Genomic DNA, 12,095 nt, shown 5'->3' on the forward strand with positions numbered 1-12,095 from the left:
TCACGCTATCCATCGGCGATGCCCGGAATCACCGACCGGCTGCCCCTCTCGACGCGGACGTTCGGCTCGACACGCGGCGTACGCGAGTGCGGCAGCGATCTCGACACCGGCGGCCGACGCGAGGGCTCCGCCCAGGGACCACGTCGAGAGGGGACCAGCGAGCGCGGATCCGACGGCGAACCCGGTGATCTTGAAGCTCGCGCCGGTGGTGAAGATCTGGCTGCGCAGGTGGTCCGGAGCCTCACGGTGGCGGATCGCGATCAGCGCCGCCAGCTGCGGGCCGTCGGCCGCACCGGCGACCACCGCGGCCGTGATGAGGAGTGGTGCCGCGTACCCGGTTACCCCGCTGCCGGCGTGCACGGACGCGATCGCGGCCAATGCCACGGAGAAGGCGACAGCGAGTATGACCGCGCTGAGCCAGAGGATCCGGTCCGGCGGACCGGCGCTCCCAGGTCGTCGCGCGAGCAACGCGTTGGCGGCAAGCGCGGCCCCCGCCACCGCCGCAAGCAGCAGGGCGCCATGGCGGGCGTCGCCGAACACCGGCTCGGCGAGCAACGGGCAGGAGACGACGAACATGCCGATGCCGACGTAGGAGATCGTCGAGGTCGCCGTCGCACGGAACAGCGGACGCCCGTGCATGATCGCGCGCAGGCCGGAAACGAGGTGGCGCGGGACGCTGCGTCGCGGGCCCGACGGGCGCCAGGCAGGCGACGCGTGCGCGTAGGGCAGCGTCCATGCTGCTGGGAGGGCCAGAGCGATGAGCGCGACCGACACTGCCACCGCCATGGCGGCTCCGGCTGCCCAGGCGACCAGCCCCGCCGCTGCGGGCCCGACAAGGCTAGCCAGGCTGAAGGTCATGGCGTCATGGGCCGTAGCGCGCGAGAGCCCAGCGGCCGGGGCCACTCGCGGCAGCTGGGATGTCCAGCCTCCCGCCAGCGCCGGCCCCAGCAGTCCTGTAAGCAACGCGATGCCGACAACCGCAGGGGTAGGGAGCCGCCCGAGACTCACGAGGATCGCCGCCAGCCCGGCGGCGTAACCCGCGAGCGCGAAGGCGAGTACGCGACCCGGCCGGTCGGACCGGTCCAGCAGCACACCGAGGAGGGGGCCGCCGATCACCGCGGAGATGGTGACGCCCGCGAGCAGTGCCGACCCCGAGGTAGCGGACCCCGTGACGGCGAGCCCCAGAAGGAGGAGCGCCGGTCCGGACATCTCGTCCCCGATGCGGGCCGAGGCGCCACCCGCCAGGTATCCCCGGAGTATGTAACGCGAATTCACAAGGATGACGTTACATGGGTAACGCAGAATTTTACACACCGCGTTACTGTCGGAGTATGTCGCACACGGGTTCCGATCCCCTTGCCGGGCGCTCGATGCGTGCGGTCGCCGACCGCACTGTCGATCTGGTCAACGCCCTCTATCCATCACCGGCCGATCCGGACGCTGTCGCAGATGTCCTGCGCGCCCACGGGGAGACCGATCCCCTCCATCTGACGCGCGCGGACGTGGACACCATGGCGCTCGTCGCCCGCCAGCTGCGCGAGGTCTTCGCGGCCACCGACACCGGCCAGGCCGCCGCCCGGGTCAACCACCTGCTCGCGGAGCACGCGCGCCCGCCCCGCCTCACCGATCACGGCGGAACGTCCAACTGGCACCTCCACCTCGACAGCCACGACGACGCCCCATGGCCAGAGTGGATGCTGACCTCGTCCTGCATGGCGTTCGCGGTGCTCATCGCCGACCGCCAGCGCAAGCCCGGAGGGATCTGCTCATCACCGACTTGCCAGCACGTCTACATCGCGCTCGGCCGCGGTGCCCCGCGCCGTTTCTGCTCTCCCCGATGCGCCACGCGGGAACGCGTCGCAGCGCACCGTCGAGCAGGAAGGCCGGAGAAAGCAGACCAGGACACCGCGCACCCCGAGACTGGCGTCCTTTAAGCGGTATCCGGCCTCGCACGGTGCTGGGCGGTCGTGGTCGCGCCGACCACTGCGACCACCGGCGACGACGGCAGGCACGGGCGCCTGCGCCTCGCGAAACGATTCGAGATCGTTGACGGGGGGTTGGCCGAACCAATCGTGCACACCCAGCACCTGTCCCCCGCTAGGTGGGGAAGAGGGCTACTCGCAGCCCACCCCGTCGCGGTCGCGGTCAAGGTGTAGTCCGTACCCCGGGTCCCCCTCACGCACTGGTGCGGCACCGGCGGCGCGCGCGGCGTCGCAGTTCTCGTAGAACTCGTCCCGCCCCCGTCCGCCGCCTCCCTGAGGTGCGGGCGGTTGCTCGGTGACGGTCTCCCGCACCGTTCTGGTGGCTTCGACAGTCTGTGTGGCGGTCGCAGTGGTCTCGATGGTGCGCGTGGCGGTCACCGTGACGGTAGGCGCCGGGGCCGGGGCGGCGCCCTGCGGGTCGCCGTTGTCCGGGCTTCCTGCACACCCTTGAGCGAAAGCCGCGATCACGAGGGCTCCGAAAACGGCGGTCGCAGTGAAAAAGGTTGCTCGCGTGGCGCCCGGTACCAGTGTGGTGGGTTTTGTTGGCATAGGGGCATGATGCCCCATTCTTCACCGCGGTTTTCGGACAATTCCCTCCAGGTGCTGAAACGCATCCGCGGGGTGCCACTTCCCGCTCGCCTCGCTCCGGCCTTCGCACCAGTGGAATCACCACTCACGGTGGCACCAGATGGGAGCGCGAATCACCTGCACGGCCAGCCGTGCCATGGCACACGCGAAAAAGTGGGCCCTGTTCCTAGAGTGGACCGACCACCCCTCGCCCGCCAGGGTCCTGCCATCTCCCCTACAAACCGGGCGGGCAGGGCAGCCGGCCGCGTCAGGAGCCGTGGCAAGGCCGCTTACCGAAAGCAACGGGGCTGTTGGCTGAAGCGTCAGCCAACAGCCCCGTTCCGCATGACGGTCGGCCTCTTAGGCGGCCACGGCCGCCGCGCCGCTGTGCGCGGGTTCCAGCGCGAGGTCGAGGACCTCGCGGACATCGCTCACGGCGTGGACGGTGAGTTCCTCCAGCACGTCGGCCGGGACGTCGTCCAGGTCGGGCTCGTTGCGCGACGGGATCAGCACCGTGGTCACGCCGGCGCGGTGGGCGGCCAGCAGCTTCTGCTTCACACCGCCGATGGGCAGCACGCGCCCGGTCAGCGAGACCTCACCGGTCATCCCGACATCGGAGCGCGCGGGCCGGCCCGACAGGAGCGACGCGAGCGCGGTCGTCATGGTGACACCGGCGCTCGGGCCGTCCTTGGGGATCGCACCCGCCGGGACGTGGATGTGCACGCCGCGCTCCTTCAGGTCGCCCACCGGAAGCTCCAGCTCCGCGCCGCGTGAGCGCAGGTAGGAGAGGGCGATCTGGGCGGACTCCTGCATCACCTCGCCGAGCTGGCCCGTCAGGGTCAGCCCACTGCCCCCGGATTCGGCGTCGGCCAGCGAGGCCTCGACGAAGAGCACATCTCCGCCCGCACCCGTCACGGCGAGGCCGGTGGCCACGCCTGGGACGGACGTCCGCTCGGCCGACTCCGGCGTGTGCTTCGGACGGCCGATGTACTGGGGCAGGTCCTCGGCGCGCACCGTGACCGGGAGTTCCCGCTCACCCAGGGCCACGCCCGCTGCGACCTTCCGCAGCACACGCGCGATGGTCCGCTCCAGGCCGCGCACGCCCGCCTCGCGCGTGTACTCGGCCGCGATGCTGCGCAGCGCGCCCTCCTCGAAGTCGACGTCGGTGGCGTCCATGCCGGCCCGTTCCAGCTGGCGCGGAAGCAGGTGGTCCCGGGCGATGGTGACCTTCTCGTCCTCGGTGTAGCCGTCGAGCTCCACCAGTTCCATCCGGTCCAGCAGCGGGCCGGGGATGGTTTCCAGCGCGTTGGCTGTGGCCAGGAAGACGACGTCGGACAGGTCGAGGTCGACTTCCAGGTAGTGGTCGCGGAACGTGTGGTTCTGCGCCGGGTCCAGCACCTCCAGCAGTGCGGCCGTGGGGTCGCCGCGGAAGTCGCTGCCGACCTTGTCGATCTCGTCGAGCAGCACGACGGGGTTCATCGAGCCGGACTCCTTGATTGCCCGGACGATACGGCCCGGCAGGGCGCCGACGTAGGTGCGGCGGTGGCCGCGGATCTCGGCCTCGTCGCGGACGCCGCCCAGCGCCACGCGGGTGAACTCGCGGCCCATGGCGCGCGCCACGGACTCGCCCAGCGACGTCTTACCGACACCGGGCGGGCCGACGAGGGCGAGTACGGCGCCGCTGCGCCGCCCGCCGATCACGCCGAGGCCCTTGTCCTCGCGGCGCTTGCGCACCGCCAGGTATTCGACGATGCGCTCCTTGACGTCGTCGAGCCCGGCGTGGTCGGCGTCGAGGATCTCCCGTGCCCCGGCGATGTCGTAGGCGTCCTCGGTGCGCTCGTTCCACGGCATGTCGAGGATGGTGTCGAGCCAGGTGCGGATCCAGCCGGACTCGGGTGAGGAGTCACCGGCCCGCTCCAGCTTGTCGACCTCGGCGAGCGCGGCCTTGCGGACGTAGTCGGGCAGGTCGGCGGCCTCGACACGTTCGCGGTAGTCCTCTTCCTCGCTGCCCGGCTTTCCGGACAGCTCGTTGAGCTCCTTGCGGATCGCCTCCAGCTGGCGGCGCAGCAGGAACTCGCGCTGCTGCTTCTCCACGCCCTCCTGGACGTCGGCGTCGATGGTCTCGGCGACGTCGAGTTCGGCCAGGTACTCGCGGGTCCATTCGCTGAGCAGGCGCAGCCGCTCAGCGACGTCGTAGGTCTGCAGCAGCTCCAGCTTCTGCTCGGTCTTCAGGAACGGGGAGTATCCACCGCGGTCGGCCAGCTTGCCCGGGTCGTCGAGCTGCTGGATGCCGTCGAGGATCTGCCAGGCACCGCGCTTCTGCAGGTAGGTGGTGAGCAGCGCCTTGTACTCGCGGGCCGCTTCGGTGACCTTGCCGGGGTAGCCGCCCTCGGGTGCCTCCTCGTGGTGGATGTCGACCGACACCCACAGGGCCGCGCCGGGGCCGGTGGTCCCGCTGCCGACGCGGGCACGCGCGATTCCGCGCAGTACGGCCGCGGGTTCGCCTTCGGGGGTGCGGCCGACCTGCTCGATGACGGCCACCGCGCCGACACCGGCGTAGGAGCCGTCGATGCGCGGCACGATCAGCACCCGCGGCTTGCTTCCCCTGCCGCTCTGCGAGGTGATGCCGGGAACCTTCTCGTCTCGATCGTCCCCGGCCTGGGCGGCCTCGATCGCGGCACGGACGTCGGACTCGGAAATGTCCACTGGCACGACCATGCCAGGTAGGACGACGTCTCCGTCGAGGGGGAGGACGGGCAACGTCACGCTGGACTGGGCTTCACTCATCGAACCCTCCTTGTTGAGTCACTATCACTCAATAAAAAAGAGTCGGGTTTTGTTCCCCTCGCGGCGTTCGCCGTGAGCGATCGCGATCCGAGGCGCCGCGCGCTCCTTGACACCCTCTCCCCTGACGCGCATAATCAACCTATAGGTTAAACAACCGAGAGGTTGAATAGGGTATGGAAGAAGATCAGCTCAGCCTGACGTTCGCGGCGCTGGCCGACCCCACCCGGCGGGAGATCCTGGCCCGCCTGGCCGAGGGTGAGGCAACGGTGAACGAACTGGCCGAGCCCTTCTCCGTCAGCCTCCAGGCGATCTCCAAACACCTGAAGGTGCTCGAACGCGCGGGCCTCATCAGCCGGGGACGCAGCGCCCAGTGGCGGCCGTGCCGCCTGGAGGCGGCGCCGTTGCAATCAGCCTCCGACTGGATCGAGCGCTACCGGGCCAGCTGGGAAGAGCGGTTCGACCGCCTCGACCAGGAGATCAAGAGCCTCCAGCACCGCATGCACGCCAACCGCGAGACCCATCGGCAGGATCACCAGGACCAAGGGGACGAGAACCATGGCCGATAGGACCAATACGACCAACAAAACCGACAAGACCGAACTCATCGTCGAACCGGGCCGCCACGACATCGTCGTCACCCGCGTCTTCGACGCCCCGCGCGACGTCGTCTACGCGGCGTTCACCGACCCGGACCTCATCCCCAAGTGGTGGGGCCCCGCCCAGTACGAGACGACCGTCGACCGCGCCGAGGTCCGGCCGGGCGGCGTGTGGCGCTACATCAGCCGCGATGAGCACGGCACCGAATACGCGTTCAAGGGCGTCTACCACGACCTCGTCGCACCGGAACGCGTCGTCTCCACCTTCGAATTCGAAGGCGTGCCCGGACACGTGGAACTCGACACCGCTACTTTCGAGGAGATCGACGGAGGCAAGACCAAGTACACCAGCGTCTCCGTCTTCCAGTCCGTCGAAGACCGCGACGCCATGGTGGCCTCGGGCATGGAGTCGGGTCTCCGCGAAACCCTGAACCGCCTCGCCGAGATCGTCGAGCGCTCTGGCGCCGACCACTAGAGGCCACACCGCACACCACGCGCACAGCGCGTCCCTGGCCATCGGCGGCCGCGCCACCGCGATACGCCGTTGGCCAGGGCGAGCGCCCACGCGATCCGCCCAGCAGCGCCGGCCGCCGCGTGATCTCGTCTGACATGACATGTCCCGCTTGTTCCCCGCTCACCCTTCGGCCTCAGGCACGAGATCGTTGAACCGGTCATCGACATAGTCCGCCATCACCGGCGCTTCGGGAATCTCCCCGGCGTCGGCGAAGGCGTCGGCCAGGTCCTGCTCGGACGCGATCAACTCCGTGTCGATGGGCCGCGGCGCGGGGGCACGCCGCTCGGCGGCGATCCGGGTGACCTTGTCGGGCAGTCCGGTGTGCTGGGACCACACCTTCGCGTAGGCGTCCGGGTGGGCCGCGCTCCACAGCACCGCGCGGTGGACCCGGCCCACGTAGTCCTCCAGCGCCGCTTCCTTGGCCGGGTCTTCCAACGCATCAACCGCGGCGACCTGGAAGGTGAAGGTGTTGCTGTATCCCTCGGCGCTGACCAGGATCTTCGCGCCCACACGGTCCTCGGCCTGGGCGATGTAGGGGTCCCATGCCGCCCAGGCGTCGGCCTGGCCCTCGGAGAAGGCCGCCAGGCCGTCTGCGGGCTGGACGTAGTTGACGTCGATGTCGTCGAAGGCGAGTTTTTCGGCTTTCACAACCCCCAGCAGCTGACCGTGGGCAGAGCTGCCCTTGGTCACGGCGATGGAGTGGCCCACCAGGTCGGCGGGGCTCTCGATGTCGGAGTCGGTCGGCACGACGATCGAGGTGCTGTCCGGGGAGGACGCGAAGGCGGCGACGATCCGCATGTCCGAGCCCGCGGCCGCGGCGAAGACCGGGGGCGTGTTGCCGACCTGGCCGATGTCGACCGCGTCGGCGTGCAGGGCCTCCAACAGCGGCGGGCCGGAGGTGAACGTGGACCATTCGATCGTGTACGGGACATCGTCGAGCTCCCCCGACGCCTCAAGCAGCGCCTGGGCTCCGTCGATCTGGTCACCCACGCGGAGCACCACGTCACTGACGTCGTCGGCACCGCCGTTCCGTGCCGAACAGCCCACTCCCAGAAGCAGCAGGGCCAGGACCGCCGATGCGGTGGCGGCGGGTGCGGACGTGGTACGGGCCATCATCGGTGGGGTTCCGTTTCCGTCGGAGGCAACGCGGGAGCGAGCCGCAACTAAGAGGCAGCCGGGGCGGCGCCGAGCGCGGTGAGCAGCTCGGCGCGAAGTTCCGCGGCGCGGGGGTCGCCCCGCCGCCGCGGGCGCTCCAGCTTCACTGGGATGTCGTGGGAGATGCGCCCATCGGTGAGGACGAGCGCTCGGTCGGCGAGGAGCAGCGCCTCGTCGACATCGTGGGTGACGATCAGAACGGCGGGGCGGTGCCGCTTCCACAGGTTCAGAACCAGGTCGTGCATGGCGGCGCGGGTCAGTGCGTCCAGGGCGCCGAAGGGTTCGTCCAGTAGCAGGAGGCGTGGTTCGCGGATGAGGGCGCGTGCCAGGGAGACACGCTGGGCCTGGCCGCCGGACAGCGTCAGCGGCCAGGCGTCGGCCCGCTCGGTTAGGCCGACCTCCGTGAGCGCTGCCGTGGCCGCGTCGCGTGGCGACGGGGTCGCCACCCCCAGGACGATGTTGGCCCACACCTTCTTCCACGGGAGCAGCCGTGGTTCCTGAAAGGCAACGGCGACCGCGCCTTCGGCGGCGACTTCGCCCTCGTAGTCGGCGTCTAAACCCGCGAGCACCCTCAGCAGGGTCGATTTGCCTGATCCACTCCGTCCAAGGAGAGCGGTGAACTCCCCTGGGGCCAGGTCCAGGTCCAGGCCGCGCAGCACTTGATCGCCGCCGAAGGACCTGTCGAGACCGCGCACACGCGCGGCCGGGGGCGAGACCGCGCCCGCACCGCGTTTCGGGGTCACGTGTGCATGCTGCTCCGCCATGACAGCGCCCTCCTCTCCAGGAGCCGGACGAGTGCGTCGGTGGCCAGGCCGAGCAGGCTGTAGACGACGAGACCGAGGACGACGATGTCGGTGCGCAGGAACTCCCGCGCGCTGTTGATCATGAAGCCCAGCCCGGCGTCGGCGTTGATCTGCTCGGCGACGATCAGGGCGAGCCAGGCGCCTCCCAGGCTGACGCGCAGTCCCGTCAGCAGCCCGGGGAGCGCTCCGGGCAGCACGACATGGCGCACCACCGCCGCGCGGCCGAGCCCCAGGACGCGGGCGACCTCGATGTACTTGACGTCTACGGCCCGAATGCCAGCGACGGTGTTGGTGTACAGGGGGACGGCGACAGCGATGGCCACCAAAGTGATCTTGGGTGTCTCGCCGATACCGAACCACAGGATGAACAGGGGGATCAGGCCAAAGATCGGTAGGGCGCGCAGCATCTGCAGCGGCGGGTCCAGCAGTCGCTCGCCCCATCGGCTCATCCCGACGACGAGGGCGCAACCAGTTCCGGCCACTGCCCCCGCCGCGTAACCGACCAGGACCCGCTCCAGGGAGGTTCCCACGGCCGTGAGCAAGGTGCCGTCCCGCGCGAGGTCGATGCCGGTGGCCGCGATCGCGGAGGGCGGTGGCAGCAGCCGCTCGGGGATGACCCCGGCCGATGCGCCCAGCTGCCACAGGGCGAGGAGCGCCACCGGGCTGATCCAGCGCAGCCAGGCGCCGCCGCGGCTCCGCTTGGGAGCGGTGGTGCCGCTGCTGGGCGTCGGTGGCGACGGAGGGGAAGGTGGGTGCTGCGATCGTTCACTGGTGGCGGACGTCCGCACAGCGGACGCGGACGGCGGACCCAACGGGTTCCTCCTCAAGAAGATGACCAGGGTGGGGACGCGCGGTGCACGGGAAGCATGGGGGTGTCAGGCGAGCGGGGAGAACCCGCCGAAGGCGCCGCGGTGGTACAGGAGTGGCGGGCGGGGGTCGCTGAGCACGTAGCCGTGCGCGACCTCGCCGACCATCAGCCAGTGGTCCCCGATCAGGCGGGTGTCGTAGCGGCGGCACACGAGGTGCACCGCGGTCCCGTCCAGGAGCGGGACGTTCTCCGCGCCCCGGCTCCAGGCCGTGGGTGGCGCGAATCGGTCGATGCCGCGTGTGGAGAAGCGCGCGGCCAGGTCCCACTGGTCCTCGGCGAGCAGGTGGACGGCGAAGAACCGGGCCTTGCGCAGTTCGGGCCATGTGGTGGATGAATCGGCGATGTAGAAGGCCACCAGGGGCGGTGACATGCTGACGCTGGTGAACGAGGTCGCGGTGAGCCCCACGGGCCGGCCCGACACGTCGGCGGTGACGATCACGACGCCCGCGGCATGGTGTGCCATCAGGCGGCGGAACGCGTCGGCATCGACATCCGGGGGCTGCGCACTCGCCCGCGTACGCAGCCCAGGAGTGGCCCGGGCGGGCATCGTGTGCACGGTGGTCATCGGTTCTGCCCTTCATGCGCGTGGAACGGTGGACACCGCAGTACGGGCCCTCTGGAGGACGGGGGTCGGGGAGGAGGCCTCAGTTCGCCGAGGAAGTGGGGGCGGGTGCCCCGGCCGACGCGACGAAGGGGACGGCCGCTGCCTGGGTGGGGAGGTCCCCCGGAGGGCTCCATAGGCCGCGATCACGCAGGATCGGCAGCACGCCTTCGCCGAACCAGTAGGCCTCCTCCAGATGCGGGTAGCCGGACAGGACGAACTCGGTGAGCCCGCGCCGGTGGTATTCCTCGATAAGATCGGCGACCTCGCTGTGGCTTCCCACCAGCGCGGTCCCGGCACCACCGCGCACCAGGCCGATCCCGGCCCACAGGTTCGGATAGACCTCCAGCCGGTCGCGGCGGCCGCCGTGCAGTTCGCGCATCAGCCGCTGCCCCTCGGATTCGCTGGCCGACAGTCCGCTCTGCACGGTCTGGACGGTCGTGTCGTCGATGTTCGCCAGCAGCCGCTCGGCCTCGGCCCACGCTTCCCGCGACGTGTCGCGCGTGATGACGTGCAACCGGATTCCGTACTCCAGCGTGCGTCCGCGCTTGGCCGCCAGGGCGGCCACTCGGTCGATCTTGTCGGCGACCGCAGCAGGCGGCTCACCCCACGTCAGGTAGGTATCCACCCGCTCGGCCGCCACCCGCAAGGCGGTCTCGGAAGAGCCGCCGAAGTACAGCGGCGGGCGCGGATCGGGCAGGCGATGAAGACGGGCGCCTTCGACGGCGAGGTGGCGACCGGAGAAGTCGACGGTGTCCCCCGCCCACAGGCGCCGCACGACCTGCAGGAACTCGTCGGTACGCGCGTAACGGGCCTCCTTGCCCAGGAAGTCCCCATGCGCACGCTGCTCGGCGCCCTCCCCGCCGGTCACCACGTTGAGCAGCAGTCGGCCGCCGCTGAGCCGCTGGAACGTGGCGGCCATCTGGGCGGCCAGCGTCGGCGATATCAGCCCGGGCCGGAACGCCACCAAGAACTTCAACCGCTCCGTGGCCTCGACCAGCATCGCCGTGCTAAGCCAGGCATCCTCGCACCACGCCCCCGTCGGAGTGAGCACCCCCTCAAAACCGAGCTGCTCAGCGGCACGGGCGACCTGCGCCAGGTAGCGCGTGGTCGGCTCACGATCACGCCAAGCAGAGTCGACATCGACCCCGTGCCCACCCCCGACGATGCCGCGCCCGTCGCCCTGGGTCGGCAGGAACCAGTGGAACGTCAGTGCCATGAGGGAGTCCCCGTCCTCTCCGCTGATCACAGATGGCCTAGCGCTACTCTGGAGCCCATTCCCCCCTTTGTCAACCAAGTAAGTAGGAAATTCACCGCCGCCTCGACTACCAGCACCGACACGGGGGCGACGCTCTGGCTCCTTCACGCCTGAGCCGCACAACCGAGGTTGGCGTTCGCCTTGATCTCGCTCGACCGACGACGCCCCCACACAGGTCCGGGGACTCGGAGCGACGAGCACTTGTCAGCGCGCTCCAGGATGCCGTACGGGCCCCAGCAGATCGGCGAGGACCTCGGCGCTGCGCTGCACAGGCAGGTGGGGGCGATTCCAGGGGCCGGGCGCAGCCGGTGCAGGTCCGCGGGTAATGGTCGAGGACCTCGTCGGGGATCTCGGCCTGGCACAGGGTGGTGCCCGCATCGCCCTGCTGCTTGCCGGGGGCGCTTGCCGCTCGCCGTGCGCAGGCACTTGGGGGCGGGCTTCTTCCAGGGCCGGTCGGATGACGGGGGCTGGGAGGAGGTGGTGGAGTCCAGGCCCAGGCGGTGCTTGAGCTGGGCGTTCTCCTTCTTCAGCGCGGCGTTTTCGGCTTCCAGTTCGCCGATCCGGGCGTCGCGGGCCTCCAGGGCGGCTCGCAGCCGCGTGTTGTCGGCTTCCAGCTCGGCGACACGGGTTTCGAGTTCCTCCACGCGCGCGAGCACCCGCTTCAGCAGCGCTTCGGAGGATGAGGTCATGGAACCGATCATGCCGCCAGAGCCGGCGGCCTGTAGGGGAATTCCAAAGACCGGCGTGCGGCGACCGTTATACCCGAATCCCAGCCACCACGTGAAAATTTACAATAATCTTACTTCCTTATCGAAATAACGGCTATGAATAGAGGGAAGAATAAATTCGAAAAAAAGAGTTTAGCGAAATACCCAGGCCAAACAATATCAACAAACCACTATTCACATATCGAGTCACAAATCTTAAAATCCTCGGCATTCGAGAATATCCGATCACCACCTTG

12 protein-coding genes are annotated in these 12,095 nt (G+C 69.5%); 3 read left to right on the plus strand and 9 right to left on the minus strand.

Annotated elements, in window-relative coordinates; genetic code table 11:
• Positions 1–1,275, minus strand: coding sequence for an MFS transporter (locus ABD259_RS14280; protein ID WP_344162813.1), 1,275 nt, complete (start codon positions 1,273–1,275; stop codon positions 1–3).
• A 56-nt stretch (positions 1,276–1,331) separates the two neighbouring features.
• Between ABD259_RS14280 and ABD259_RS14285 the strand changes: the two genes are divergently transcribed.
• On the plus strand, positions 1,332–1,934 hold the full coding sequence (locus tag ABD259_RS14285; protein ID WP_344101295.1) for a CGNR zinc finger domain-containing protein: 603 nt from the start codon (positions 1,332–1,334) through the stop codon (positions 1,932–1,934).
• 180 nt (positions 1,935–2,114) lie between these two features.
• Here ABD259_RS14285 and ABD259_RS14290 read toward each other — a convergent pair whose 3' ends face one another.
• On the minus strand, positions 2,115–2,360 hold the full coding sequence (locus tag ABD259_RS14290; RefSeq protein ID WP_344101297.1) for an excalibur calcium-binding domain-containing protein: 246 nt from the start codon (positions 2,358–2,360) through the stop codon (positions 2,115–2,117).
• Positions 2,361–2,909: 549 nt separating this feature from the next.
• Positions 2,910–5,336 carry an endopeptidase La gene (gene lon, locus ABD259_RS14295; RefSeq protein ID WP_344162816.1) on the minus strand — a complete coding sequence of 809 codons (2,427 nt, stop codon included), beginning with the start codon at positions 5,334–5,336 and terminating at the stop codon, positions 2,910–2,912.
• A 173-nt stretch (positions 5,337–5,509) separates the two neighbouring features.
• Between lon and ABD259_RS14300 the strand changes: the two genes are divergently transcribed.
• Together ABD259_RS14300 and ABD259_RS14305 are read left to right on the plus strand one after the other, a co-directional pair.
• The gene (locus ABD259_RS14300) at positions 5,510–5,902 is read left to right on the plus strand and encodes an ArsR/SmtB family transcription factor (RefSeq protein WP_344162819.1); all 393 of its coding nucleotides are present in this window, start codon (positions 5,510–5,512) and stop codon (positions 5,900–5,902) included.
• On the plus strand, positions 5,892–6,407 hold the full coding sequence (locus ABD259_RS14305; protein ID WP_344162822.1) for an SRPBCC family protein: 516 nt from the start codon (positions 5,892–5,894) through the stop codon (positions 6,405–6,407). Before ABD259_RS14300 ends, ABD259_RS14305 begins: the two co-directional genes overlap by 11 nt.
• A 159-nt stretch (positions 6,408–6,566) precedes the next feature.
• Here the strand turns inward: ABD259_RS14305 and ABD259_RS14310 are convergent, their stop codons facing one another.
• The 6 genes from ABD259_RS14310 to ABD259_RS14335 form a co-directional block, all read right to left on the minus strand.
• Positions 6,567–7,562, minus strand: a complete 996-nt coding sequence (locus ABD259_RS14310) for an ABC transporter substrate-binding protein (protein ID WP_344162825.1) — start codon at positions 7,560–7,562, stop codon at positions 6,567–6,569.
• A gap of 47 nt (positions 7,563–7,609) precedes the next feature.
• Positions 7,610–8,365 (minus strand): ABC transporter ATP-binding protein, encoded by a 756-nt coding sequence (locus ABD259_RS14315; RefSeq protein WP_344162828.1) that lies wholly within the window; start codon positions 8,363–8,365, stop codon positions 7,610–7,612.
• Positions 8,341–9,216: an ABC transporter permease gene (locus tag ABD259_RS14320; protein ID WP_344101338.1), complete on the minus strand. Its 876-nt coding sequence runs from the start codon at positions 9,214–9,216 to the stop codon at positions 8,341–8,343. Before ABD259_RS14320 ends, ABD259_RS14315 begins: the two co-directional genes overlap by 25 nt.
• 63 nt (positions 9,217–9,279) lie before the next feature.
• Complete coding sequence (locus tag ABD259_RS14325) at positions 9,280–9,837, minus strand: flavin reductase family protein (protein ID WP_344101340.1); 558 nt, start codon at positions 9,835–9,837, stop codon at positions 9,280–9,282.
• Positions 9,838–9,916: 79 nt separating this feature from the next.
• The gene (locus ABD259_RS14330; RefSeq protein WP_344162831.1) at positions 9,917–11,092 is read right to left on the minus strand and encodes an LLM class flavin-dependent oxidoreductase; all 1,176 of its coding nucleotides are present in this window, start codon (positions 11,090–11,092) and stop codon (positions 9,917–9,919) included.
• A gap of 143 nt (positions 11,093–11,235) precedes the next feature.
• Positions 11,236–11,820: a DUF6444 domain-containing protein gene (locus ABD259_RS14335; RefSeq protein WP_344162834.1), complete on the minus strand. Its 585-nt coding sequence runs from the start codon at positions 11,818–11,820 to the stop codon at positions 11,236–11,238.
• Positions 11,821–12,095: the final 275 nt, after the last annotated feature.

The organism is Nocardiopsis rhodophaea (genome assembly GCF_039530945.1).
Classification (GTDB): domain Bacteria; phylum Actinomycetota; class Actinomycetes; order Streptosporangiales; family Streptosporangiaceae; genus Nocardiopsis_C; species Nocardiopsis_C rhodophaea.

Bases quoted from the DNA above. Each gene is read 5' to 3' on its own strand.
- ABD259_RS14285 (WP_344101295.1), top strand. From the start codon at position 1,332: ATGTCGCACACGGGTTCCGATCCCCTTGCCGGGCGCTCGATGCGTGCG.
- lon (WP_344162816.1), bottom strand. From the start codon at position 5,336: ATGAGTGAAGCCCAGTCCAGCGTGACGTTGCCCGTCCTCCCCCTCGAC.
- ABD259_RS14300 (WP_344162819.1), top strand. From the start codon at position 5,510: ATGGAAGAAGATCAGCTCAGCCTGACGTTCGCGGCGCTGGCCGACCCC.
- ABD259_RS14305 (WP_344162822.1), top strand. From the start codon at position 5,892: ATGGCCGATAGGACCAATACGACCAACAAAACCGACAAGACCGAACTC.
- ABD259_RS14310 (WP_344162825.1), bottom strand. From the start codon at position 7,562: ATGATGGCCCGTACCACGTCCGCACCCGCCGCCACCGCATCGGCGGTC.
- ABD259_RS14315 (WP_344162828.1), bottom strand. From the start codon at position 8,365: ATGGCGGAGCAGCATGCACACGTGACCCCGAAACGCGGTGCGGGCGCG.
- ABD259_RS14325 (WP_344101340.1), bottom strand. From the start codon at position 9,837: ATGACCACCGTGCACACGATGCCCGCCCGGGCCACTCCTGGGCTGCGT.
- ABD259_RS14330 (WP_344162831.1), bottom strand. From the start codon at position 11,092: ATGGCACTGACGTTCCACTGGTTCCTGCCGACCCAGGGCGACGGGCGC.
- ABD259_RS14335 (WP_344162834.1), bottom strand. From the start codon at position 11,820: ATGACCTCATCCTCCGAAGCGCTGCTGAAGCGGGTGCTCGCGCGCGTG.